Here is a 24,513-nt window from a genome sequence, read left to right as displayed (position 1 = left end):
ACCGTCGTAAGGTGGGGGCATGTCCGTTCGTGCCCCGCTGGTTCCCGGCGTCCAGACGCCGCGCCGTGACGTCCCCAGTTCCATCGCCCGTCCCGAGTACGTGGACAAGCCGGCGCCGAAGCGGGACACCGGCAACGGCGTGCGCACGCCCGAGGTGATCGAGGCGATGCGGATCGCGAGCCGGATCGCGGCGCAGGCCCTCGAAGAGGGCGGCAAGGCGGTCAAGCCGGGTGCCACCACCGACGACATCGACCAGGTGGTGCACGAGTTCCTGCTCGACCACCACGCCTACCCCTCGACGCTGGGCTACCGCCGGTTCCCGAAGTCGTGCTGCACCTCGCTCAACGAGGTGATCTGCCACGGCATCCCGGACTCGACGGTGATCGAGGACGGCGACATCTGCAACATCGACGTCACCGCCTACATCGGCGGCGTCCACGGCGACACGAACGGGACGTACCTGGCCGGCGACGTCTCCGAGGAGGCGCGCCTGCTGGTGGAGCGCACCCGCGAGGCGACGATGCGGGCGATCAAGGCGGTCCGGCCGGGCCGGCAGCTCAACGTCATCGGCCGGGTCATCGAGTCCTACGCGAAGCGCTTCGGCTACGGCGTCGTCCGCGACTTCACCGGCCACGGCGTCGGCCCGGCGTTCCACACGCCGCCGACGGTCCTGCACTACGAAGAGCCCTCCGTCGACACGATCATCGAGGAGGGCATGACCTTCACGATCGAGCCGATGATCACGCTCGGCACCATCGACTACGACATCTGGGCCGACGACTGGACCGTCACCACGAAGGACAAGAAGTGGACGGCCCAGTTCGAGCACACCCTCGTGGTGACGGCCGACGGCAGCGAGATCCTCACGCTGCCGTGAGTCAGTGGCTGGTGGCCTTCTTGTAGCAGCGCACCGAAAGCGGCACGAAGACCACCAGCAGCACCGCGATCCACAGCACCGAAGCCAGCACCGCGTGCTGCATCGGCCAGACGTCGTGCACCGGCATCGACGCGCTGGTGTTGCCGAACAGCTCCCGCGCCGCCTGCGTGATCGCCGAGACCGGGTTCCAGTCCGCGATCACCCGCAGCGGCGTGGGCAGCCGGCCGCTGTCGACGAACGTGTTGGCCAGGAAGGTGAGCGGGAAGATCGCCACGCTCGACACGTTGTTGAACACCTCGGGCTTGCGCACGGCCAGGCCGAGCGTCCCCATCACCCACGACAGCGCGTAGGCGAAGGCGAGCAGCAGCACCACACCGCCGAGCGCCTCCAGCGGACCGGTGTGGATGCGCCAGCCGACCAGCAGGCCGACCAGGCCCATGATGAGCAGGCTCGTCACGTTGAGGATCAGGTCCGCGGTCGTGCGCCCGATCAGCACCGCGGCGGGGGACATCGGCAGCGATCTGAACCGGTCGATGATGCCCTTCTGGAGGTCGTCGGTCAGCCCGTAGCCGGTGACGATGCTGCCCATCGCCACCGCCAGGGTGAAGATCCCCGGGAGCATGAACTCGCGGTACGACATGCCCGGGATGTCGATCACGCTGCCGAAGACGTAGCCGAAGAGCAGCACGAACATCACCGGCATGAACACGATGGACCCGAGCAGGTCCATCGAGCGCAGGATCTTGATCGAGTTGCGCTTGGCGACGGTCACGCCGTCGGTGACGGCCAGCTGCACCGCGTTCATCACACGGCCTCCTTCACGTCGTGTCCGGTCAGGGTCAGGAAAACGTCGTCGAGGGTGGGGCGTCGGACGCCGACGTCGCGGACGTCGACGCCGTCGAGGGCGAGCAGCGCCAGGGCTTCGGTAAGCGCTTTCGCGCCGTGGGACACGGGCACGGTGAGCCGGAAGCCCTCGGCCTGCGGCTCGCCGCTGGCCAGCCGGGCCAGCGCCCGCTGCGCGACGACGACGTCGTCGTGCGTGCCGACGGTGAGCTCGATCCGCTCCCCGCCGACGAGGTCCTTGAGCTCGTCGGCCGTGCCGCGGGCGATCACGCGCCCGTGGTCGACGACGGCGATGCTGTCGGCGAGCCGGTCGGCCTCTTCGAGGTACTGGGTGGTGAGCAGCAGCGTGGTGCCGCCCGCGACCAGCTCGGTGATGACGTCCCACAGCTCGGTGCGGGCCCGCGGGTCGAGCCCGGTGGTGGGCTCGTCGAGGAACAGCACCGGCGGGTTCGCGACCAGCGCGCCGGCCAGGTCGAGCCGGCGTCGCATGCCGCCGGAGTAGGTCTTCACCGGGCGGTCGGCGGCGTCGTCGAGGCTGAAGCGGGTCAGCAGCTCCCGGCCGCGGGCCTTGGCGCGCTTGGTGCCCAGGTGGTAGAGCCGCCCGACCATCTCGAGGTTTTCCGCCCCGGTCAGTTCGAGGTCGACGGCGGCGTACTGCCCCGACGCGCCGATGTGCGAACGCAGCTCGGGCGCGTCGTCGACGACGTCGAACCCGGCGACCGTCGCCCGGCCGGCGTCCGGCTTCTGCAGGGTCGTGAGGATCTGGACGGTGGTGGTCTTGCCGGCGCCGTTCGGCCCGAGCACGCCGAGCACGGTGCCCTCGGGCACCGTCAGCGACAGGTCGTCGAGCGCGGTGACGCTCCCGTACCTCTTGACCAGCCCTTCGGCCACGATGGCGTCTGACATGGAGTTCCCCTTGTCTCGTAACGGTTTCAGGCCCGGCGGATGACGATGTCGCCGGTGTAGGTGTGGGCCTTGACCTCGACGGTCTCGGCGTTGGCGCTCGGGCCGTCGGCGGCGCTGAGCGTGTTGCGCACCGAGCCGGTCAGCGAGTTCAGCTCCAGCCACGCGGCCGTGCCCTCGCGGATGCCGACCTCGATCTCGCCGACGGCGGTTTCGACGACGACCCGGTCGCGCACGACCTCGCCGAGCCGGATGTCGCCGGACGCGGTCTTGGCGTGCACGCCGGCGTGGGCGAGGTCGACGAGGATGTCGCCGTTGGCGACGCTCACCCGCAGGTCGCCGGTCACTTCGCCGACGCGGGTCTCGCCGTTGGAGTTCTTCAGCACCGCGGTGCCGTCGATCTCGCGGATCCGCAGCTCGCCGGAGCCGGTGCCGATCTCCGCGTGCCCGGTCGCGCGGTCGACGGTGACGTCACCGGTCGCTGTACTCGCCTCGAGCCGGGCGGCTTCGTCGAGGTGGATGTCGCCGACGGACGTCTTGAAGCGGCTGTCGCCGACGCGGCCGCCGACCCGGAAGTCGCCCATCGCGGCGGTGCCGGTGATCCGCGACCCGGCCGGCAGCTCGACGGTGACGTGCAGGGCGCCGCCCTTGCCCCAGAGCTTGGTGACGTACTTCGGGCCCTTGACCAGCAGCTCGCCGCCGGCGAACTCGACGCGGGTCTTCGCGACGGCCTTGACGTCCTCGCTGTCGCCCGGGTCGGCCGGGGTGACCTCGACGGTCGTTTCCGGGCGGTCGCCGGCGACGATCCGGACGTCGGCGACGCTGACGTCGATCGTGGCCGAAATCGGCTCGGGGGTGGGGAAAACAGGCATGGCTGCGCCCTCCTGGGGTGCTGTGGTGGAGCCTCCGCAGGTCGGAGAAGTGAACGGAAAAGCTGTTACTGAACCCAGCCGGTGTACTTCTCGCCGAACACCGAACGGCGCTGGGTGGGCCGGGCGCGGTCGGGGCCCAGCGCGGCGTTCGCGGCCCGGACGAGCCAGGCGTTGATCGAGAGCAGGTCCCGGTTCGCGGCCTCCTCGACCCGTTGCTTGAGCTGCTCGGGCAGGCGCAGGTTGATCCGCGCGACGGCGCCGTCCTCGGCCTCGGGCGGCGGTGGCGGCGGTGTCTCGGCGGGGGCCGGCTCGGGCGTGGTCGGCAGGGCGACGGCGAACTCGGCTTCGCGCCGCCGAAGCCGGACTTCGACGGAGCCGGGTGCGAGGTCGCGGGTGATTTCGTCGGCCGCGGCCGAGAGCGCGTCGAGCAAGGTGAGCCGGATCGCCGATTCGAGCGGCGCGGTGAGCCGTTCGGCCAGGGCGACGGCTTCCTCACCGGCCGCCTCGGCGGCGACTGCGAGCTCCCGGCGGAGCTCGTCCACGAAGGGCGTCAGGTCCATGGCACTACTGTGGCACCACAGTGGTGCCACGACAACCCTGAATTGGCACCCTTAGGGGTCGACGGTGGCACCGCCGAGCGCGAATTCGCAGCTCAGGCGCGGTGCCAGTCAGTGCTCGATGCGGGCCAACAGCTCGTCCAGGAAGCCGCACGCTTCGGCGGCCGCGCGCTCCGCGTCGCGCTCGGCGATGGCGTCGGCCAGGCCTTCGTGGCCGATCTCCGGCACGTGCTCCGCGCCGGGCGTGATGCTCGACGTCGCCGCGACGCTCGCCGTGATGACCTCCGTCAGGCCCCGGTACAGCTCGGTCAGCAGCTGGTTGTGCCCCGCGCGGACGACCGTGCAGTGGAACTCGGCGTCCGTGCGCGCGAAGTCTTCCCAGCGTCCTTCGCGCAGTTCGGTCGTGCGGCGGGCCAGCAGGGCGCGCAGCTCGGCGACCTCCTCGTCGGTCCGCTCGGCGGCCGCGAGCCGGGCGCCTTCGACTTCGAGGGTGCGCCGGACCTGCAGCACCTCGCGCAGCTCCGAGCCGCAGAGGCGGCGGATCGCGCCGGACACCTCGCTCGTGGCGCGCACGTACGTGCCGTCGCCTTGGCGGACCTCCAGCAGGCCCGTGTGCGCGAGCGCGCGCACGGCTTCGCGGATGGTGTTGCGGCCGACGCCGAGCTGTTCGCCGAGCTCGGCTTCGGTGGGGATGCGCTCGCCGATGGGCCATTCGCCGGCCCGGACCGCGGTCCGCAGCTGCTCGATGACCTGGTCGACGAGGCCGGCCCGGCGGGTGGTGGCCAGAGGCACAGCAGTTATCCCTTCATCCAATCATCCTACGTATGCGATAGTACTGGTCATGCGCGTCGAACACCGAGAATCCGCCCTGGAACCCGAGCTGGACGGCGCCGTGGAGATCCGGACGCCGGGCGTGGTCGCCGCCGGGGCGCTGCTCGCGATCGCCGTGGTGCTCACCGCCTTCAACTTGCGTCCGGCCATCACCGGCGTCGGCCCGATGCTCGAAGAAATGCGGGCCGACCTGGGCGTCTCCGTGGTCTGGGCGGGCGTGCTCACGACGTTGCCGACGCTCTGCTTCGCCGGCGCGGGCCTGGCCGCGCCGCTGCTCGCCCGCCGGGCCGGGATCGGCGCCGCCATCTCGATCGCGCTGGCCACGCTCGGCGCCGGGCTCGTGCTGCGGGTGCTCGACGGCCCGGCCGTGGTCCTCGGCGGCACGCTCGTCGCCACCGCCGGGATCGCCCTGGTCAACGTGCTGATCCCCGTCGTCATCAAGGACTCCTTCCCGGCCCGCATCGGTCTCATGACCGGCGTCTACACCGCGGCGCTGCAGGGTGGCGGCGCCCTCGGGTCGGCGGTGACCCCTCAGCTCGGCGACGCTTTCGGCGGCTGGCGCCCGGCGCTGGGTTCCTGGGTGGTGCTGGCTGTCGTCGCGTTGCTGGCGTGGATTCTCGCAGCCCGCGGGACCGGCCGGACACCGCGGCACGTCGACGCCGCCGACAGCGGCCGCTCCCTGCTGCGCAGCCGCCTCGCCTGGGTCGTCACCGGCTTCTTCGGCCTGCAGGCCTTCTACGCCTACGCCGCGATGGGCTGGTTCCCGCAGGTCCTGATGGACGCCGGCGTGCCGCGCGACGAGGCCGGGCTGCTGATGGGACTGGTCTCGCTGATCGCCGTGCCGATCAGCCTGTTCGTCGCCCCGATGGCCGCGCGCCGGCGCGGGCAGGGCACCTGGATCGTCACGCTCAGCGTGCTCGGCTTCGCCGGGACGGCGGGGCTGATGCTGGCCCCGTCCTGGTCGCCGCTGCTGTGGAGCCTGCTGGCCGGCCTCGGGATGAGCGTGTTCTCCCTGGCCCTGACCGTGATCGCGCTGCGGGCGCGCACCGGCGCCGACACCGCTCGGCTGTCCGGGATGGCACAGGGCTTCGGCTACCTCTTCGCCGCGCTCGGGCCGTTCCTCTTCGGCCTGCTCCACGACGTCGCGGGCGGCTGGCCGGTGCCGCTGGCCATGCTCCTGGTCCTGCTGGTGGTCCAGATGGTGTTCGGCGCGCTCGCCGGCCGCCGCCGGTTCGTCTGATTCTTAACAGTTAACGCGGTTCGCCCGAGCCGGCGGGACTTATGCTCACCGGGTGGCCGTGCCGCTGCCGGACCTCGGGACGTTGCTGCGCGAGGGCCCGTTCGACGCGGCCCTGCGCGCGGCCATCCGTGCCCGCGGCCTGAGCCTCGACCGGCTGCGCGAGCACCTGCGGGTCCGCGGCGTGACGGTGACGACGGCGACGCTGAGCTACTGGCAGTCCGGCCGCAGCCGCCCCGAGCGGCGGGATTCGGTGCGCGGGCTGCGACAGCTCGAAGACGTCCTCGAAGTGCCGGCGGGCGCCCTCGTCGCGCTGCTCGGGCCGCCGCGGGCACGCCGGTCCGCGCCCGCGGAGATCGGGCGGTTCTGGCCGGACGGCCGGCGCATCGACGCCGCGGTGTCCGATGTGGACATCCGGTGGGACGAGCGGCTGACCCGGCTGAGCCAGCACGACGTCGTCCTCGTCGGTCCCGGCCGGGAGGAGCTGGAGATCCGGTCGCGGCAGGTGCTGCGCGCCGAGGCCGACGGCCCGGACCGGTGGGTGGTGATCCTGCACATCGACGAGCACGACCGGCCGCTGCCGGAGCTGCGCGACCTGCGTGGCTGCCACCCGGGCCGCAGCGTGCACCGGCCGGAAGACGGCCTCCTCGTCGTCGAACTGCTTTTCGGGCGGCCGCTCCTGCGCGGGGAAACGGTGCTCACCGAGCACACGCTCGTGAATCGCGCGCCACACCCGGTCGCGACGAACTACGAACGCAAGTTCCGCTTGCCGGTCCGCGAATACGTGCTCGAAATCCGGTTCTCGCCCGAGGCGGTTCCGGCGGTGTGCCACCGGTTCGCGGAGCCCGGCGAACCCGCCGACGTCGTCCCGGAAGCCGGTGCGGTGCACGGGGTCGCGCTCAACTTCGGGCCCGGCCGGTACGGCTTCGAATGGGAATGGCCCGCCAGTTAACTGTTAAGGACTTCCGGATCTTCAATGCGGTGACCACACCGTTCTACGGTCTGCGCACTCCACTCGCCGATCCGAGGAGAAACCGATGCGCAGAATCGTTTCCGTCGCGAGCGCGGCCGCACTGGCCGCGCTCGGCTTGGGCCTGACGCCCGCCGAAGCGGCGCCGGGCCACCCGGACGCCGAAGTCGCCGGCGTCGCCGCCGCCTTCGGGCTCACCGCGGACCAGGCCCGCGCGCAGCTCGCCGCCCAGGACGACGCCCACCGGCTGGCCGCGGCACTGCCCGCTTCGGTGCGCGCGCGGTCGGCCGGGCAGTGGTTCGACGCGGCCGCCGGGAAGCTGACCGTCGCCGTGACGTCGGCCGAAGCCGCCGAGCAGGCCCGGGCCGCGGGCGCGGCGGCGAAAGTGGTCGCGCGGAGCCAGGCCGACCTCGACCGCACCGACGCGGCCGTCCGCACCCTGGTCGGCGCCGGCGTGCCGGGTGTCTACGGCTGGGGCGTCGACGTCCGCGCCAACGAGGTCGGCGTCGACGTCGACCGGACGAAGACGACCGCGGCGACCGAAAGCTTCCTTTCCCGCGTGCGGGAAATCGGCGTCCGGATCACCGAGACGTCCTCCTCGCCGCGGCAGCAGTCGGGCACGATCCAGACCGGCAACCCGTGGTGGCCGGGCAGCGAGAGCAACTGCTCGGTCGGCTTCCCGGTCACGGATCCGGCCGGCGCCAAGCACTTCCTCACCGCGGGCCACTGCACGAACGACCGCGACCAAGCCGCGTACGGCGCTTCGGGCCAGCAGAACAAGATCGGCACGTCGAACGTCGGCGGCACGCACAGCGTCAACGGCCGCGAAGGCGACATGGGTGTCGTGGCGGTGACCGAGGCGGGCTGGAACCTGTCCGCGTCGGTGAACACGTGGGGCCAGCCGGCGGTCACGCTGTCGGGCGCGGCCGAGGCGATGGTCGGCGACCGCGTCTGCCATTCGGGCAACACCTCGCACTGGCAGTGCGGCGAGGTCAAGTACACGCACAAGTCCGTGGACTACGGCGGCGGCCTGGTCATCGACGACCTCACCTGGACGACGGCGTGCTCCCTCGGCGGAGACTCCGGCGGCGGCTGGCTGCTCGGCGACAAGGCCACCGGCCTGCACGACGGCGGCCCGTCCCAGTGCGTCGACAACCCCTCCGACGGCGACCTGTCCCTGTTCCAGCCGGTCGCCGAGGCGCTGAGCAAGTGGGGGCTCACGCTGGTCACCGGCGGCGGCACCGGCGACACGACGGCGCCGAGCACGCCGGGCAACCCGCGTGCCACCGGCGCGACGTCGAGCAGCGTCTCGCTCGCGTGGGACGCGTCGACGGACGATGTCGGCGTCACCGGCTACGACGTCTACAACGGTTCCGCCCTCGCCACGAGCGTCGCCGGGACTTCCGCGACCGTCACCGGACTGGCTCCGGACACGGCCTACACGTTCACCGTGAAGGCCCACGACGCGGCCGGCAACGCCTCCGTGGCGAGCGAGGCGGTGGCCGCGCGGACCCAGGCCGGTGGCGGCGGCCGGACGTTGACCAACGACACCGACTACGCGATCCGCGACTACCAGCAGGTCTTCAGCCCGATCACGTCGACGCTCACCGGCAGCGCGGCCGCCACGATCGGCGTCTCGCTGACCATCCGCCACACCTGCGCCGAAGACCTCGGCATCACGCTGCTCGACCCGCGAGGCCGGGCGTACGCGCTGAAGTACAGCGGCGGCAGCACCTGCACGCCGTGGAGTGGCGCCCACACGTTCACCGTGCCCGGTGTCGCCGCCCCGGCTTCGGGCAAGTGGCAGCTGCGCGTCACCGACTACGGGCCCGGTGACACCGGCACCCTCGACACCTGGTCGGTCACGCTGTAAGGACTCCCGCGGGCCGGGCGGTCACCCCGCTCGGCCCGCGGTGACTCAGTCCAGCGGCAGGTTGAGCAGGGCGTTCTCGATCAGCTCCGGCATCGCCGGGTGGATCCAGTACTGCCCGCGGGCGATGCTTCGCGCGTCCTGGCCGAAGCTCATCGCCTGGATCAGCGGCTGGATCACCGACGACGCCTGCGGCCCGATGATGTGCGCGCCCAGCAGCTTGCCGGTCGCCGGGTCCGCGAGCAGCTTCGCGAAGCCCGTCGTGTCCTCCATCGCCCAGCCGTAGGCGATGCCGGCGTAGTCCTGCTTCGACGTCACGTACGAGACGCCCTTTTCGCGGGCCTTCTGCTCGGTGAGCCCGACGGAGGCGACCTGCGGGTGGGTGAACACCGCGTGCGGCACGAACCGGTGGTCGGCGGTGATCCGCTCGTCCGGGTGCGTCAGGTTGTGCTGGACCACCCGGGCTTCGTGGTTCGCGACGTGCTTCAGCTCGTGCGGCGAGGACAGGTCGCCGAGCGCGTAGATGCCTTCGACCACCGTCTCCTGGTAGTCGTCGACCACGACGTGCCCACTGTCCATTGTGGTCACTCCGGTCGCGGCGACGTCGAGGGTGTCGGAGTTCGGCTTGCGACCGGTGGCGATCAGCAGCAGGTCGGCCTCGACGGTCTCGGCGCCGTGGGGCCCTTCGAGGTCCAGCGCGACGCCGTCGCTCGTCTTGCGGGCCCGGACGGTCTTGCGCTCGAGGCGGACGTCGAAGCGTTCCGAAGCCAGCTCGGTGAACCGCGCGCTGACGTCCTCGTCCTCGGAGCGCAGCAGCCGCCCCGACCGGTTCACCAGCGTGACCTGCACGCCGAAGGACGCGAAGACGTGCGCGAACTCGGCCGCGATGTAGCCGCCGCCGAGGATGACGATGCGTTCGGGCAGCTCGTCGAGCCGCATCACCGTGTCCGAGGTGTGGTAGCCGACCTCGGTCAGGCCCGGGATGTCCGGGATGACCGGCCGCCCGCCGGCGGCGAGCACGAACTTCTCGGCGGTCAGCACCTCGTCGGGGCGGCCGTCGGCGAAGCTGACCCGCAGCTCCTTGTGCCCGGTGAAGCGGGCGGTGCCCTCGTAGACGTCGACGTCCTTGTTGTCCTCGTGGCTGCGGCGGTACTCCGCGCCACCGGCGGCGATCGGGTCGATCCGGCCGAAGATCCGGTCGCGGATGTCGCGCCAGCGCACGCCCTTCAGCTCTTCGTCGACGCCGTACTTGGCGCTGTGCGAAGGCGTGTACGCGACGTCGGCGGCGTACACGAACATCTTGGTCGGGATGCAGCCGACGTTCAGGCAGGTGCCACCGAAGGTGCCCTTCTCCACGATCGCCGTCTTCTTGCCGGCGAACTCCGGGCCGAGGATCGAGTTCCCCGATCCCGTCCCGACGATCACCAGGTCGTAGTGGGGCACTGCATCCTCCGCGGGCTAGGTCCGGTCGACTCACCCTAGCCAACCGTCGCCGCGAGGCCGGTGTTCCCCATTGTGCTTAACGTCGTATTACGTGGTCAGTGGCCGTTGGCGGTGAAGTGCATCCGGTCCTTCGGGCTGGTCCAGGCGCCGCCCCAGCTCCACCCGATCGCGGCGAACGCGCGGATCGTCGGGTCGCCGGCCAGGACCATGCCCGGCTTCGCGCGCGAACGGTCGAGGTAGGCCGAGGCCAGTTCGGGCAGCACCAGGTCGCCCTGGGTGTAGGGGTTGCAGAACGGGTTGACGTCGACGGCGAGCCCGTAGGCGTGCGCCGACCAGCTCGTCTGCCCGCGGGCCGGGCGGCAGACGAACGCGCTGGTGGTGTTGCCGTCGCCGGTCGGCGGCGCGGTCAGCTCGGCGGGGCTGGTCACGCGCATCTCTTCGAGCGGGAAGTGCGCCGCGAAGAGCTGCCCGAAGACCCTGGTGATCCCGGCGGCGCCGGTGGCGTTGACCAGCATCTCGCCGGTGTGCGCGCGGCCGTCGAAGCCCCAGAACGCCATGGTGAGGTAGCGCAGGTCGGTGGCCTTGACCGGGCAGGCGGGCTGCCAGGTGCTGCGCGCGAGGACGTCGGCGGGCACCGCGCTGATCGTCGAGGCGTACTTGCCGCCGGCCGGTGGCGGCAGGAGGTCTTTTGTCGGAAGTGCCCGGTTCACCAGTTCGGGTGGCGTCGGCTCGATCTCGCCGAACCCGTCCGGGCGGCGGGGGAGCGGCCGGGCACCCACCTGCCAGGTGACAACCGGGGCCTTCGACGTCACGGGCGGCGGGGTCGTGGTCCGGGTGACGGTCATGGCGGGCGGGGGCGTGACGGGCGCGGGTTGCGGCGTCGACGGCCCTTCCGACGTGCACGCGGCCAGGAGCAGGGCCATGGCCGCCCCGGCGGTGATCGTCGCTCTCCGTCGCATTCCTCCAGCTTCGCAGAGGCGGTGCGTGAGCGCGGAGTCCACCCGTTCCAGTGACACCGTTTTGGGCCCCCTCGGATTAGGGTATTGAGCGCGCATCGTTCACGCACCGGAGTCGTCCGGGTGCCGAGTGCTGTTGCCCTGTGCTGCTGTGAAGAGGGGAAGAACCCATGGCCGTGAAGTCCCGTCGTACCCTGCTGCTCGCGAGCGGCGCGCTCCTCGCCGTCGCCGCGGTGGTCGTCCCGGTCGTGGCCGGCGCGGCGTCGGCGGACCCGGCTTCGGCGAACCAGCCCCGCATTGTCGGCGGCGACAAGGCTTCGCTGTCGGATCACCCGTACGCGGTGTACCTGACCGATGGCGGCGGCAACCAGTTCTGCGGCGCGGTGATCGTGAGCTCCACCGCGGTCGCGACGGCCGCGCACTGCGCGAAGGCGGTCGCGAAGCAGGAGATGCACGTGGTGGCCGGCCGCGAGGACAAGCGCACCGACGAGGGTGACGTGCTGAGCGTGTCCAAGATCTGGATCAGCAAGGGCTACAGCGACCCGACGCAGGGCGACGACGTGGCGGTGCTGACCGTCCGCGGTCAGCTGGACTACCGGCCCGCGAAGCTGCCGGACAGCGGGGACGCCGCGGCATACAGCGCGGGCACGCAGGCGACGGTGCTGGGCTGGGGCCGCGTCGCCGACGGCGGCGCCCGGTCCGACTACCTGCGCAGCGCGCAGGTCCCGGTGGTCTCGGACAGTGACTGCCGTTCCGACTACTCGATGTACGACCAGAAGACGATGGTGTGCGCGGGCTACGAGAAGGGCGGCGTCGACGCCTGCCAGGGCGATTCCGGCGGCCCGCTGGTGGTGGGCGACACGCTGATCGGCATCGTCTCCTTCGGCGACGGCTGCGGCAAAGCGGGCAAGCCGGGCGTCTACACGCGAGTGTCGGCGTACGTCGACGACATCCAGGCCCAGGCCAAGTCGCGCATTTTCTGACGCGTGGTAAGCAGGGACCATGCCGACCCTGCACGACGCGACCGGGCCCGAACTGACCGCCGCCCAGCTGCACGACATCCTCCGCCTGCGCGTGGACGTGTTCGTGGTGGAGCAGAAGGCCGCGTACCCGGAGCTCGACGGCCGTGACCTGCACCCGGACACCCGGCACCTGTGGTTCGCCAACACCACGGGCGTGACGTCGTACCTGCGCGTGCTGGCCGACCCGGGCGGCATCCGCCGCATCGGCCGAGTGGTGACGGCGGCGGCCTCCCGCGGCTGCGGCCTGGCGGCCCGCCTGATGGACGCGGCCCTCACGGTCCCAGGCGAGTACGTCCTGGACGCCCAAACGTACGTCCAGGGCTTCTACGCGCGCTACGGCTTCATAGCGGAAGGCGCAGAGTACGCCGACGACGACGGAATCCCCCACATCCGCATGCGCCGCCTCCCGACCTAACCCGAGTCGACCCCCCAATCACGCATGATGCCCCTCCAATCACACGTGATGCCTCCCCAATCACACGAGAAGCCCGCCTGATCACGCGAGTTCCGCCGCAATCACGCGAGTTCCGGCCCCAATCACGCGAGTTCGGCCTCGAATCACGCGAGTTCCGGGTTCGAGCACGCGAGCCGACTGTCCAGGCACACGAGCCGACCGTCCAGATACGCGAGCCGACCGTCCGGTACGCGAGCCGACCGTGCGGGTACGCGAGCCGACCGTCCGGGTACGGCTCAGGAGGTCGCGCCTCGCGGTGCCGTCGCCGTGATCACCTTCACCGCACGGTCCACATCGGACTCCGTGAGGTCGGCCCGCACCGTCAGCCGCAGCCGCGAGATCCCGTCCGGCACCGACGGCGGCCGGAAGCACCCGACGCGGATGCCCTGCTCCGCACACGCCGCCGCCCAGGCCACCGCGGTCTCCGCCGACGGCGCCTGCACCGAAATCACCGCCGCGTCCGGCACGCTCGCCGTCAACCCGGCCGCCTTCAACGACATCGCCAGGTTGCCCGCGTTCTCGAGCACCTTCCCGGCCAGCCCCGGCTCCTCCTTCAACGCGTGCAGCGCAGCCAACGCGGCCGCCGCGCTAGCGGGCGCCAAAGCGGTGTCGAAGATGAAGCTGCGCGCCGTGTCCACGAGGTGCTTGATCACCCGCCGCGGCCCGACGACCGCCCCGCCCTGAGCCCCGAGCGACTTCGACAGCGTCAACGTCGTGACGACGTCGGGCGCGCCCGACAGCCCGGCCGCGTGCACCGCGCCCCGGCCACCGTCACCCAGGACGCCGAAGCCGTGCGCGTCGTCGACCACCATCGCCGCGCCGTGTGCGCGGCAGATCCCCGCCAGCTCCTCGAGCGGCGCGAGGTCACCGTCGACCGAGAACACCGAGTCCGTCACCACGAGCGCGCGCGGCTTGCGACGCGTCGAAAGCGCGTGCTTGATCGCCGACGGCGTCGAGTGCGTGACCGCGGCGACGTCGGCCCGCGAGAGCCGGCAGCCCTCGATCAGCGACGCGTGGATGTACTTGTCGGTGACGATCGCCGACTCGGCCCCGGACAACGCCGTCACCGCGCCCAGGTTCGCCGTGAAGCCGGACGAGAACACCAATGCCGCCTGCGCGCCGCAGAACCGGGCGAGCTCGAGCTCCAGCTCGGTGTGCAGCTCGGTCGACCCGGTGACGAGCCGGGAGCCCGTCGACCCGGCGCCCCAGCGCAACGCGGCGGCCGCGGCGGCTCCGGCGACACGCTTGTCGCGGGCCAGCCCGAGGTAGTCGTTCCCGGCCAGGTCCAGCTCGTCCGCCTGCGCGGGACGCGGCCGCAGCTGCCGCACGAGCCCGGCGTTCGCGCGCTTCTCCGCCTCGGTGTCGAGCCAGTCGAAAACCTCGTCGGGCGGGAGCGTCGGCGGCGTAGTCACGTCCCGCAGTCTCGCATCCGGGCTTCGCGCGGCCGCGACCCAGGGCCCGGAAACGCCGGAAGCCCCGGACCGCGGAGGTCCGGGGCTTCCGAAGGGGAAACTCAGCTGTCGTAGCCGCGACGCGGGCCACGGCTCGGGCGGCCGTAGCCACCGCCGTTGCCCGAGCGGGGCTGACGGCCGCGGCCGCCGAAACCGCCGGGACGGCCTTCGCGGTGGCCGGCACCCTCGCGCGAGCCCTGGTGGTACCCGCCGCGGTCGCCACCGCGGTCACCACGGTCGCCGCCGTAGCTGCCCCGGTCGCCGCCGCGGTCACGGTCGCCGCGGTAACCGCCGCGACCCGAGCCGCCGAAGCCGCGGTCGCCGCGGAAGCCACCGCCGCCGCGACGCGGGTTCTCGCGCCGACGCTCGACGACCGGCTCGCCGCTGGGCTCCTGGGCGCCGGTGATGCGGTTCAGCGCGTCGTCGCCCGGACGGACCGTCGTGGACTCGGCGCGGACGCCGGCCCGATCGGTCATCCGCTTGACCATGCGCCGCTGGTCGTGCGTGACCAGCGTGACGACCACGCCGGACGCCCCGGCGCGCGCCGTGCGGCCCGCGCGGTGCAGGTAGTCCTTGTGGTCGGCCGCCGGGTCGACGTGCAGCACCAGCGAGATGTCGTCGACGTGGATGCCGCGCGCGGCGACGTCGGTGGCGACCAGCACCGGCGAGTGGCCGTCCTTGAAGTCGGCGAGGACGCGGTTGCGCTGCCCCTGCGTCTTGCCGCCGTGCAGGGCCTGCGCGTTGACGCCCTGCTCGCGCAGCCGCTCGGTGAGGCGGTCGACGTGGTGCTTGGTCCGCACGAACATGATCGTGCGGCCCTCGCGGGCGCCGATCTGCGTGATGATGTCCTGCTTGTCCTGGTGCGACACCTGCAGCAGGTGGTGGTCCATCGTGTCGACGCTCGCGGTCGACGGCGCGACCGAGTGCGTGACCGGGTCGGTCAGGTACTGGCGGACCAGGCGGTTGACGTCACCGTCGAGCGTCGCCGAGAACAGCAGGCGCTGCCCACCCGGCGGGGTGAGGTCGAGGATCTCGCGGACCTGCGGCATGAAGCCCATGTCCGCCATCTGGTCGGCCTCGTCGAGCGCGATGAAGTTGCAGTCGCCCAGGTGCGCGGTGCCCTGCCGGACGTGGTCCGACAGCCGGCCCGGGGTGGCGATCAGCAGGTCGACGCCGCGGGAAAGGGCGTCCGCCTGGCGGGCGAAGGCCATGCCGCCGACGGCCGTGCGGCACCACAGGCCGAGCGACTTGGCCAGCGGGGTCAGCGAGTCGGCCACCTGCATGGCCAGCTCGCGGGTCGGGACCAGGATCAGCGCGCGGGGGCGCTTCGGGCGGGCCTTGCCGCCGTCGAGCCGGGCCAGCATGGCCAGGCCGAAGGCAAGGGTCTTGCCGGAGCCGGTCTGGGCGCGGCCCAGCACGTCACGGCCGGCCAGCGCGTCCGGGATGGTCGCGGACTGGATCGGGAACGGGGTGTTGATGCCCGCGTCGGCCAGCGCGCGGAGCAGCGGCTCCGGCAGGCCCAGCTGGGCGAACGTCTTGGTGGCCACGGTCTCGACGGCGTCGTCGCGCAGCATGTCCCCGCCGCCCGCGCGCTGGCGCGGCTTGCGGTCGGGACGGTCCGCGCGCGCGGACGTCGAGGAAGGGCCGGAGTTGAACGTGACGGTCACAAATGCCTCTCGGACGTGGTTCGTCACAAGGAGGCCCGGGCTCCCCGCGCGCAGGCAGGGCAAGATGGTGTGCGGTGGGCGTTCACAGGGACGGACCCGGCACACTGTGTCTTGCGCTTTTCCGACACTGCGCGCCGCTTGGGATTACGGATCACCGCGAGCTTTCGGTAGCTCTGGAGGCGACGGACACCAACTACATCCACGCCGCCGGTTGCGGTCTGAATCGATAGTACCTGAGGGTGGCCTGGTCCTCCGCATGGAGGTAACCGGTTGTGGGCGGCGTCGCAGACGTGTTCCGTGCCACATCCGCGACGCCGCCGCGGAATCAGCCGAGCCCGGCGGCGGAAACGAGATCCGCCAGGAGCTCGTCGGTCTTCGTGACGTGCTCGCCGAGGCCCCGGCTGTGGAACCAGCCGGCGAGGTTGCGCACGTCCCGCGCGAGGAACTCCAGGCCGCCGGGGTTGGCCACGACGTCGACCACCTGGGGCAGGTCGATCACCACCAGCTTGCCCCGGTGCAGCAGGACGTTGTACGCCGAGAGGTCGCCGTGCGCGAGCCCTTCGGAGGCGAGCAGTTCCAGCGCCGAGGTGGCCTGCGACCAGAGGTCCTCGAGCTCGTCCGGCTCCGGGCGCACCTGAGCCAGGCGGGGCGCGGCCGTGCCGTCGTCGTCGCCGAGGAACTCCAGGAGCAGTTCGGTGCCGTTGCGCTGCACCGGGTACGGCACCGGCGCGCCGATCGTCCACAAGCGACTCAACGCGGCGAACTCCGCGACGGCCCACTGTTCGGCGATCAGGTTGCGGCCGAAGGCGCTCCGCTGCGCCATCGCGCGGTTCTCGCGGGAGCGGCGCATCCGCCGTCCTTCGAGGTAGCCCGCGTCGCGGTGGAACAGCTTGTGTTCGTCGCTGCGGTAGCGCTTCGCCGCGTGCAGCGTGCCCGGGGTGTCGGGCAGGCCGCGCCGCAGCAGGTGGACGTCGGCCTCCTTGCCGGTCTTGAGGACGCCGAGGTCGGTGTCGGCCGCGGCGAGCTCGGTGACGACCCAGTCCGGCCGGGGTAACGGACCGTGTTCGGCGTCGTCCCAGGTGGACCAGCGGTCGGTGCCCTCGGGCAGGAGCCGGGCTTCGGTGTAGGCGTCTTCGCGGAGCTTGGCGAGCCGGACGCGTTCGCCTTCGGTGAGGCGTCCGCTGCGCGTGGGCTCGGCGAGCCGGCCCCGGCGGGCGGCTTGCGCACGGCGACGGGCGGGGCGTTCATCGGGAACGTCGAAATCTTCGTGATCGTGCTGGCGCACTGGTGGGTTTCTCCTCGATCAGGGATGCCCCACCAGGCGTGTGCTCAGCCTCGGGGGGCGGGTGGGTGAGGGCGCGAAAGGGCCCGGACATCCATCACGACAGGCACCTCCGCTCTCCACACCCCGGCTCCCTGCCGGTTGCGGACAAGCTTGCCGGACCGGTCACGCTCCGCGCAACCGAATAGCGCGAAAGGACCGTTCGCGACGTTTCCTTGAATTCCGCCGACGGGCATGACCACGATGAAAGGGCAGGCTCTGACGAGGAGGGGCGGATGGATTCCTACGACGTGGTGGTCGTCGGCGGCGGGCACAACGGCCTGGTGGCGGCCGCGTACCTGGCGCGGGCGGGCCGGTCGGTGCTCGTGCTCGAACGACGCGGGGAGACCGGTGGCGCCGCCGTGTCCTTCCGCGCGTTCGAGGGCGTCGACGTCCGGCTGTCCCGCTACTCCTACCTCGTCAGCCTGCTGCCCCGGAAGATCGTGGCCGACCTCGGGCTCGACGTCGAGCTGCGGCGACGCCGGATGTCGTCGTACACCCCGGCGGGTGGCTCGGGTCTCCTTGTCGACACGGGTGACGACGATCGGACAGCGTCGTCGTTCCGCGCGGTCACGGGGTCCACAGCGGACTTCGCGGCCTGGCAGCGGTTCTACGAGCTGACGGGGCACGTGGCCGAGCGCGTCGCCGGCACGCTCACCGAACCACTGCTGTCCGAAGTGGACTTCCGGGAGCGGGTCGGCGGCGAGGCGTGGTCACTGCTGTTCGAGCGCCCGATCGGCGAAACACTCACGTCGTGGTTCACCGACGACACCGTGCGCGGAGTCGTCCTCACCGACGCGCTGATCGGCACGTTCGCGGCGGCCGGTGGTGAGGACCTGCGGCAGAACCGGTGCCTGCTCTACCACGTCATCGGCAACGGCACCGGCGACTGGGACGTCCCGGTCGGCGGCATGGGCGCGGTCACCGGCTCGCTGGCGGCGGTGGCGGCCGCGGCGGGCGCGCGCCTGGTGACCGGCGCGGAGGTCCTCGCGATCGACCCGGACGGCGAGGTGCGGTATCGCCGCGGCGACACCGAACTCGCCGTCCGGGCCGGGCACGTGCTGGCGAACGTCGCGCCGGCGACGTTGGCGAGCCTGCTCGGCGAGGAGCCACCGGAGCGGCCGGAAGGCGCCCAGCTGAAGGTGAACATGGTGCTGTCGCGGCTCCCGAGGCTGCGCGATCCGGCCGTCGACCCGGCGGAGGCGTTCGGCGGCACCTTCCACGTCAACGAGACGTTCTCCCAGCTGGAGACGGCCTATCGCGAGGCGGCGGCGGGGCGGATCCCCTCGCTGCCGCCCTGCGAGATCTACTGCCACTCGCTGACGGACCCGTCGATCCTGGGCCCGGCCGAGCGTGCGGCCGGGGTGCAGACCTTGACGTTGTTCGGCTTGCACATGCCCGCGCGGCTCTTCGAGGGGCGCAACGAAGAGGTGCGCGAAGCGGCGTTGCGCGCGACGCTGGCTTCGCTGGACAGCGTGCTGGCCGAACCGATCGAGGACTGCTTGCTGAAGGGCCCGGACGGCAAGCCGTGCGTGGAGGCGAAGACCCCGCTCGACCTCGAGGCAGAGCTGGGTCTGCCGGCCGGGCACATCTTCCACCGCGACTTGTCCTGGCCGTTCGCCTCGGACCCGGGCCAGGCAGGTAGGTGGGGCGTGGAGACCACGCACGAGCGCGTGCTGCTGTGCGGCGCGGGAGCCGTGAGGGGAGGTGGTGTCAGCGGCATCCCCGGCCACAACGCGGCGATGGCGGTGCTGGGCGGCTGAGTGGGTTGGTCGCGGTGTCTGGCGCGCGGACGTCCGGGCGCCAGGGCGATCCGCTGCCCGGCCCACCCCGGGCGGCGGTGGGCGGCTGAGCGGGTTGGTCGCGGTGTCTGGCGCGCGGACGTCCGTGCACCTGGGTCGATCCGCTGCCCGGCCCACCCCCGGGTAGTGGTGCTCGGTGCCCGAGCCGGGTGGTCACGAGTCTTCGGCGCACGAGGCACCGGCTCGATCGACTCGCGCTCGCCCACCCGGGTGGCGGTGCTGAGCGGTTGGTCGCGGTGTCTGGCGCGCGGACGTCCGTGCGCCAGGGTCGATCCGCTGCCCGGCCCACCCCGGGCGGCGGTGCTCAGCGGCTGAGCCAAGCGGTCACGGGCGTTCGGCGCACAGGCACCCGACCCCCGGCTCGATCCACTCGCGCCCGGCCCACCCCGGGTGGCGGTCGACGAGCACCGCCCGCACCTGCGCGGCGATCTCCGCCACCCCGAGACCCGAGTCCCGGCGGTGCCAGGTCTCGTCCCGCAGCTCGCGCAGGTAGTCACGGACGTCGGTGAGCACCTCGGCGCCACCGACCTCTCCGTGCCCGGGCACCACCACCCGGGGCGCGTCGGCGCTCAGCCGGTCGAGCACCGCGAGCCAGCCCACCGCCGTGACGTCGGTGTCGTGCGGCGGGAACCACGGGAGGATCGCGAACTGCCCGGTCTCGGCCAGGTCGCCGGTGAAGAGCACACCGGCGTCCGGGACCTCGACGACCTGGTCGCCCGGGGTGTGGCCGCGGCCGGTCGGACGGAGCCGGACCGTCCGGCCGCCGAGGTCGAGCTCGCGCACGCCGTCGTAGACGACGTCGGGCGCGGGCACCCGGGCGTCCTCGAGGCGGCGGGCGATCACCTCGCCCAGGCCCCGGAACATCGCCAGGTAACCGGCGCCCTTGGTGGCGAGGTCCGCCGCCTGGGCCCGGTTGACCAGGTACGTGGCCTCGCCGGCGAACACCTGCGCGCCGAACGCGTGCTCGGGGTGGAAGTGCGTCGTGGTCAGGTAGAGGCGCCGGCCCTGCGCGACATCGGTCGCGAAGGCCAGCACCTCGGCCGCGTTCGCGGTGCCGATGCCGGTGTCGACGACCAGGACGGCGTCCGAGCCGCCGATGACACCGATGTTGGGCACGAGGTCGACGCCGTCGTTCGGGATCACCCGGAGGTCGGCGGCGATCTCGCGCGCGCCGGAGACGGTGACGACGGGGTCGGGCAGCGTGGCGCCGGCCGACTGGATGGCGGGATCGGTCATGCCCCGATTCCACCGCCGGAGCGCGGCGGCCGTCCAAGACCGGTTCGGTGGCGCCGATACCGAACGCCTATCGTCGCCGGTCAGCCACCCCGTCAGTCGCGCCGTCAGTCGTCGTGCAGCTCGAGCAGGGCGAAGCCCACGCCGTTGCACGACGGGCACTCCACCCCGTCCAGGACGCTTCCGCTGCCGTGGCAGTCGGTGCAGAGACCGTCGTGCCAGGTCGACCCGTCGAGGGCGCGGTGGGGGCGGGGGTAATGGGTGTCGGTGAGACAGCACTCGGCGCCTGTCTCGGCGTGCCGACGGAGACAGAGGTCGGCGCCCGGTCGCTTCATGGTCACCACCGGATTATGGCGGGTCGGCGCCGCCCGCTCCTATTGTCGGTGGTCATGGAGCTACGGACGCTGCGGTACTTCGTGGCCATCGCCGAAGAACTCCACTTCGGCCGGGCCGCCGCGCGCTTGCACATGAGCCAGCCGCCGCTGAGCCGGGCGATCAAGCAGCTGGAGGCCGACGTCGGCGCGGTCCTGCTGGTGCGCTCCGCCGGCGGGGTCGCGCTCACCCCGGCGGGCGTCGCGCTCCTCGACGAGGCCCGGTCGCTGCTCGACCAGGCCGAGCAGGCCCGCGTGCGCGTCGCGACGGCGGCCGGGTCGGCGACGCTCACCGTCGGCATCCTCGCCGACAGCGCCGACCCCGACGCGACCCGGCTCGCCGACGCCTACCGGCGACAGCACCCGGGCGTCGAGGTCCGCGTCCGCGACACGGACCTGACCGACCCGACGTGCGGGCTGCGCGCCGGGCTGGTCGACGTCGCCCTGACGCGCGGGCCGTTCGACGAGACCGGCCTGACCGTGCACGAGCTGCGCGCCGACCCGGTGGGCGCGGTGCTGCGCGCCGACGACCCGCTGGCCCGCCGCGACCACCTCGCGCTCGCCGAGCTGGCCGGCCGGCGCTGGTTCCGGTTCCCCGACGGCACGGATCCGTTGTGGCAGGCGTACTGGCACGGCGGCGAGCCGCGCGAGGGGCCGGTGGTGCGGGTCGTCCAGGAGTGTCTGCAGGCCGTGCTCTGGAACGGGACTGTCGGGCTGATGCCGCTCGGGCACCGGCCGCCCGGTGGCCTGACGGTGGTGCCGCTGACCGGCTTCGCGCCGAACCCGGTCGTCGTCGCCTGGAAGGACGAGACGCCGCTGGTCCGCTCCTTCGCCCGGCTGGCCGCGGCCGCGTATCAGCGCACTCAGACCACCGGCGGGCGCCGGACGTCGTAGAGGTCCCAGTCCAGCTGCCAGAACGCGTCGATGCCGTGCTCGCGGATGTACCGGCGCTCGGTGTCGTGCACCGGGTAGCAGCCGGCGATGCTGACCGGCGGGCCGCCGATGTCGATCAGCGTGTACTGGTGCGCGTCGAGGCCGGCGGGCGCCGAGACCGCGAACGCCGTCATCTTGGACTCAGGCGCGATCGGCTCGCCGAAGTCGATCGTGTCGCCGTAGACGAACGGGCACGTGCCGCGCAGCTGCTCGGCGAGGTAGCCGATGGCCAGCGCCCACACCGGATCGTCGGACCGGACGCTGATCCACAGCTCCGGTTTCACGCCGTGCCAGTCGGCGTGGTCGGCGAGCGAGAGGCCGTACGTCGCGCCGGTCAGGTAGCGCGGCTCCGGCTCGTCGGCGAAGACGAACGCGATGACGTCGTCGAGCGCGGCGTGGGTGGACGGGATCGGCTGCAGCCTGGGCTCGGAGTTCCCGGTCAGGGTGTCGAGATGGGCGACATACCGCTCGGCACGGCTCGGCATGGCGGGCAGCATACGACCGACCGGCGGCAGGCGCGGGACAACCCGTTGGCCCCGGCGCGGCAAGTTCGGGCAGGGTGGAGCCATGCGAGTGCTCGTGATCGGAAGCGGAATCGGCGGCGCGGCGACGGCCTGGCACCTGGCGGGCCGGGGCGCGGAAGTGGTCGTGGCCGACGCGGCGCGCCCGGGGACGGCGACCGAGGCGGGCGCCGGGATCGTGAGCCCGTGGACGTCGCGCTGGGAAGACGCGCTGTACCCGCTCGCGGCGGCGGCCGGCCGGTACTACCGGGAGTTCACCGCCGAGCTGCCCGATTCGTCGTTCGAGGTCGTCGGCGGGATGGTCGTGTCGGCCGACGAGACGGAGCTGGCCGAGGCGCAGGAGCGGCTGACCCGCCGGGCGGCGGACGCCCCGGAGGCCGGTGAGGTCCGGCGGCTCGACCCGGCGCAGGCGCGGGAGCTGTTTCCGGCGCTGGCGCCCGAGCTGGGCGCGGTGCACCTGTCCGGCGCGGGCCGCGTCGACGGGCACCTGCTGCGCCGGGCGCTGCTGTCGGCCGCCGAGGCGCGGGGCGCGAAGTTCGTCGAAGGCGAGGTCGCGTTCCGGGCGGACGGGACGGTGGCGAGCTCGTCGGGGTCCCTGGAGGCCGACAGCGTCGTGGTCGCGGCCGGGGCGTGGAGCCGCGAACTGCTGGCGCCGCTGGGGATCGACCTGCCGGTGACGCCGCACCGCGGTCAGATCAGCCACTTCGACCTGCCGGAAACGGACACGGCCGCCTGGCCGGTGGTGCTGCCGCGAAGCAGCCACTACCTGCTGGCGTTCGGCGGCGGCCGGGTGGTGGCGGGCGCGACGCGGGAGGCGGAGGCGGGCTTCGACTACCGCGTCACGGCGGCCGGGCAGCGCGAGGTGCTGGACAACGCGCTGACGGTGGCCCCGGGCCTGGCGGACGCGACCTTGGCCGAGACGAGGGTCGGCTTCCGCCCGGGCACGCCGGACGGCTTGCCGATCCTGGGGCTGATCCGGCCGGGTTTGGCGGTGTCGACGGGCTTCGGCGCCGGCGGGCTGACGAACGCGCCGTTCGCGGGAAAGCTGGTGGCGTCGGTGGCGCTGGGGGAGGACCCGGGCTTCGACCTGAGCCCGTTCGCCCCGGACCGGTTCTGAACGGGTACCGCCTCCGCCCGGCGACGGAGGAGGACGTGCCGGCTGTACTGGAGATTCTCGACGGCGCGAGCACCTGGCTCGGCGGCAAGGCAACGGACCAGTGGCAAACGGGGCGGTGGCGCGCGGAGGAACTGCGCCCGGACCTGGCACCGGGTGGTCTCCGGGTGGCGGAGACCTGGCCGGGGCCGGTGGCCGTCGGCACGGTGACCCTGCGGGACACCCACGCCGCCGAGCTGTGGCGGCCCGCCGACGAGCCCGGCTCCGCGCTCTACCTGCACCGCCTCGCCGTCGACCGGGCTTTCGCCGGGCGGGGCGTCGGGGCGTGGCTGCTCGACCTGGCCGTCGAGGAAGCGAGGCGGGCCGGGAAACGCCGGCTGAGGCTCGATGCCTGGAGCACCAACGCCCGGCTGCACGACTACTACCGCGGCCAGGGCTTCCGGCTGGTGCGGATCGTCGGCAGCAGCCCGTCCGGCGCCCTCTTCGAACGGACCGTCAGCCCTCCGTGACCAGCTCCAGCGCGTGGTCGCCGGTGCGCTCGACCACCATGCCCGCCTTCGTGATCACCTTCACCAGCTGGTCCACAGTGGACGGTTCGGCGCGGGTCTCCGCCAGCGCCCGGGCCAGACGGCCCTTGTACGCCTTGTTGAAGTGGCTGACCGTGACTCGCTCGCCACGGGCGTTCTCCGTCACCACGCGGACCGTCACCGCGTCCGGGCGCAGCTTCGCGAACGCCGAGTACGTGCCCGATCGCAGGTCCACCACCAGGCCCTCGACCTGCCGCAGCACCGGCTCGAGCACCGGCTTCCAGTGCGCGCGGATCGTCCCGAGCGCGGGCAGTGAGTTGCCGCCCGAGAGCCGGTAGGCCGGGATCGGGTCGGTCGCGGACACCACGCCGAACAGCGACGACGTCACCGCCAGCCGCCGGTGCGCCTTCTCCAGACCCGCCTTCGTGAAGCTCTTCACGTCCAGCGCGTCGTACAGCACGCCGGTGTAGCGGCGCAGCGCCGGCATCGTCGGCGACGTCCACAGCTCCGCGTTGCGGGCGACCTCCCCGGCTTGCCGCTCGGTGATGCCCAGGGCCACGATGCTCGCCGGGACGTCGCCGGCCAGCTCGGTCAGCGCGTCGGCCAGCTTGGCGCGCGCCGGGTTCAGCTCGGGGAACGACAGCGCGGCGAGGTCGAGCGGACCGCCGCGGCCGCCGTCGGCCTTGGTCTCGGAAGGGGGGAGGAGCACCAGCACGCGTCGAGCGTAAATCGGGGTGC

24 protein-coding genes are annotated in these 24,513 nt (G+C 72.5%); 10 read left to right on the top strand and 14 right to left on the bottom strand.

Annotated elements, in window-relative coordinates; all coding sequences use genetic code 11:
* Positions 1-19 precede the first annotated feature (19 nt).
* Positions 20-877, top strand: a complete 858-nt coding sequence (gene map / locus M8542_RS17110) for a type I methionyl aminopeptidase (protein WP_257921165.1) — start codon at positions 20-22, stop codon at positions 875-877.
* A 1-nt stretch (position 878) separates the two neighbouring features.
* Here map and M8542_RS17105 read toward each other — a convergent pair whose 3' ends face one another.
* The 5 genes from M8542_RS17105 to M8542_RS17085 form a co-directional block, all read right to left on the bottom strand.
* Positions 879-1,682 (bottom strand): ABC transporter permease, encoded by an 804-nt coding sequence (locus M8542_RS17105; protein WP_257921164.1) that lies wholly within the window; start codon positions 1,680-1,682, stop codon positions 879-881.
* Positions 1,682-2,626 (bottom strand): ATP-binding cassette domain-containing protein, encoded by a 945-nt coding sequence (locus tag M8542_RS17100; protein ID WP_257921163.1) that lies wholly within the window; start codon positions 2,624-2,626, stop codon positions 1,682-1,684. The genes M8542_RS17105 and M8542_RS17100 overlap by 1 nt, the downstream gene beginning before the upstream one ends.
* A gap of 26 nt (positions 2,627-2,652) precedes the next feature.
* Complete coding sequence (locus M8542_RS17095) at positions 2,653-3,495, bottom strand: DUF4097 family beta strand repeat-containing protein (protein ID WP_257921162.1); 843 nt, start codon at positions 3,493-3,495, stop codon at positions 2,653-2,655.
* Between the two features lie 65 nt (positions 3,496-3,560).
* Positions 3,561-4,055, bottom strand: coding sequence for a hypothetical protein (locus M8542_RS17090; protein WP_257921161.1), 495 nt, complete (start codon positions 4,053-4,055; stop codon positions 3,561-3,563).
* A 108-nt stretch (positions 4,056-4,163) separates the two neighbouring features.
* Positions 4,164-4,844, bottom strand: a complete 681-nt coding sequence (locus M8542_RS17085; protein ID WP_257921160.1) for a FadR/GntR family transcriptional regulator — start codon at positions 4,842-4,844, stop codon at positions 4,164-4,166.
* A gap of 49 nt (positions 4,845-4,893) precedes the next feature.
* Between M8542_RS17085 and M8542_RS17080 the strand changes: the two genes are divergently transcribed.
* From M8542_RS17080 to M8542_RS17070, 3 genes are all read left to right on the top strand, one after another.
* Positions 4,894-6,123, top strand: a complete 1,230-nt coding sequence (locus tag M8542_RS17080) for a CynX/NimT family MFS transporter (protein WP_257921159.1) — start codon at positions 4,894-4,896, stop codon at positions 6,121-6,123.
* Between the two features lie 52 nt (positions 6,124-6,175).
* Entirely contained in the window at positions 6,176-7,072 is an 897-nt protein-coding gene (locus M8542_RS17075; RefSeq protein ID WP_257921158.1) for an XRE family transcriptional regulator, read from the top strand.
* Positions 7,073-7,157: 85 nt separating this feature from the next.
* Positions 7,158-8,963: a fibronectin type III domain-containing protein gene (locus M8542_RS17070; protein ID WP_257921157.1), complete on the top strand. Its 1,806-nt coding sequence runs from the start codon at positions 7,158-7,160 to the stop codon at positions 8,961-8,963.
* Positions 8,964-9,008: 45 nt separating this feature from the next.
* Here the strand turns inward: M8542_RS17070 and M8542_RS17065 are convergent, their stop codons facing one another.
* Positions 9,009-10,403 carry a mycothione reductase gene (locus M8542_RS17065; RefSeq protein ID WP_257921156.1) on the bottom strand — a complete coding sequence of 465 codons (1,395 nt, stop codon included), beginning with the start codon at positions 10,401-10,403 and terminating at the stop codon, positions 9,009-9,011.
* Between the two features lie 95 nt (positions 10,404-10,498).
* A complete protein-coding gene (locus M8542_RS17060) occupies positions 10,499-11,362 on the bottom strand; it encodes a M15 family metallopeptidase (RefSeq protein ID WP_257921155.1) in 864 nt (287 codons plus the stop codon).
* A 167-nt stretch (positions 11,363-11,529) separates the two neighbouring features.
* Between M8542_RS17060 and M8542_RS17055 the strand changes: the two genes are divergently transcribed.
* Positions 11,530-12,342, top strand: coding sequence for a S1 family peptidase (locus tag M8542_RS17055; protein ID WP_257921154.1), 813 nt, complete (start codon positions 11,530-11,532; stop codon positions 12,340-12,342).
* Between the two features lie 19 nt (positions 12,343-12,361).
* Positions 12,362-12,796, top strand: coding sequence for a GNAT family N-acetyltransferase (locus M8542_RS17050; RefSeq protein WP_257921153.1), 435 nt, complete (start codon positions 12,362-12,364; stop codon positions 12,794-12,796).
* Positions 12,797-13,071: 275 nt separating this feature from the next.
* Here M8542_RS17050 and M8542_RS17045 read toward each other — a convergent pair whose 3' ends face one another.
* The 3 genes from M8542_RS17045 to M8542_RS17035 form a co-directional block, all read right to left on the bottom strand.
* Complete coding sequence (locus tag M8542_RS17045; protein ID WP_257921152.1) at positions 13,072-14,247, bottom strand: 8-amino-7-oxononanoate synthase; 1,176 nt, start codon at positions 14,245-14,247, stop codon at positions 13,072-13,074.
* 101 nt (positions 14,248-14,348) lie between these two features.
* On the bottom strand, positions 14,349-15,953 hold the full coding sequence (locus M8542_RS17040; RefSeq protein WP_257921151.1) for a DEAD/DEAH box helicase: 1,605 nt from the start codon (positions 15,951-15,953) through the stop codon (positions 14,349-14,351).
* Positions 15,954-16,278: 325 nt separating this feature from the next.
* Positions 16,279-17,238 carry a serine protein kinase RIO gene (locus tag M8542_RS17035; protein WP_257921150.1) on the bottom strand — a complete coding sequence of 320 codons (960 nt, stop codon included), beginning with the start codon at positions 17,236-17,238 and terminating at the stop codon, positions 16,279-16,281.
* A 272-nt stretch (positions 17,239-17,510) separates the two neighbouring features.
* On the opposite strand from M8542_RS17035, the gene M8542_RS17030 reads away from it, so the two are divergent.
* Positions 17,511-19,037 (top strand): phytoene desaturase family protein, encoded by a 1,527-nt coding sequence (locus tag M8542_RS17030; RefSeq protein ID WP_257921149.1) that lies wholly within the window; start codon positions 17,511-17,513, stop codon positions 19,035-19,037.
* A gap of 363 nt (positions 19,038-19,400) precedes the next feature.
* Here the strand turns inward: M8542_RS17030 and M8542_RS17025 are convergent, their stop codons facing one another.
* Both M8542_RS17025 and M8542_RS17020 read right to left on the bottom strand, forming a co-directional pair.
* Positions 19,401-20,312 (bottom strand): MBL fold metallo-hydrolase, encoded by a 912-nt coding sequence (locus M8542_RS17025; RefSeq protein ID WP_257921148.1) that lies wholly within the window; start codon positions 20,310-20,312, stop codon positions 19,401-19,403.
* Between the two features lie 104 nt (positions 20,313-20,416).
* Positions 20,417-20,650, bottom strand: coding sequence for a hypothetical protein (locus M8542_RS17020; protein ID WP_257921147.1), 234 nt, complete (start codon positions 20,648-20,650; stop codon positions 20,417-20,419).
* Positions 20,651-20,698: 48 nt separating this feature from the next.
* Here M8542_RS17020 and M8542_RS17015 point away from each other — a divergent pair, with 48 nt between their 5' ends.
* Complete coding sequence (locus M8542_RS17015) at positions 20,699-21,574, top strand: LysR family transcriptional regulator (RefSeq protein WP_257921146.1); 876 nt, start codon at positions 20,699-20,701, stop codon at positions 21,572-21,574.
* Here the strand turns inward: M8542_RS17015 and M8542_RS17010 are convergent.
* Entirely contained in the window at positions 21,544-22,098 is a 555-nt protein-coding gene (locus M8542_RS17010) for a suppressor of fused domain protein (protein ID WP_257921145.1), read from the bottom strand. The two genes, M8542_RS17015 and M8542_RS17010, sit on opposite strands and share 31 nt — an antisense overlap.
* An 82-nt stretch (positions 22,099-22,180) precedes the next feature.
* Between M8542_RS17010 and M8542_RS17005 the strand changes: the two genes are divergently transcribed.
* Together M8542_RS17005 and M8542_RS17000 are read left to right on the top strand one after the other, a co-directional pair.
* Positions 22,181-23,251 (top strand): NAD(P)/FAD-dependent oxidoreductase, encoded by a 1,071-nt coding sequence (locus M8542_RS17005; protein WP_257921144.1) that lies wholly within the window; start codon positions 22,181-22,183, stop codon positions 23,249-23,251.
* A gap of 35 nt (positions 23,252-23,286) precedes the next feature.
* Positions 23,287-23,757: a GNAT family N-acetyltransferase gene (locus tag M8542_RS17000; RefSeq protein ID WP_257921143.1), complete on the top strand. Its 471-nt coding sequence runs from the start codon at positions 23,287-23,289 to the stop codon at positions 23,755-23,757.
* Here the strand turns inward: M8542_RS17000 and yaaA are convergent.
* Complete coding sequence (gene yaaA, locus M8542_RS16995) at positions 23,744-24,490, bottom strand: peroxide stress protein YaaA (RefSeq protein WP_257921142.1); 747 nt, start codon at positions 24,488-24,490, stop codon at positions 23,744-23,746. The two genes, M8542_RS17000 and yaaA, sit on opposite strands and share 14 nt — an antisense overlap.
* Positions 24,491-24,513 lie beyond the last annotated feature (23 nt).

It is taken from the genome of Amycolatopsis iheyensis (assembly GCF_024703995.1).
GTDB lineage: Bacteria > Actinomycetota > Actinomycetes > Mycobacteriales > Pseudonocardiaceae > Amycolatopsis > Amycolatopsis iheyensis.
This window is presented reverse-complemented; position numbering and strand designations above follow the sequence as displayed.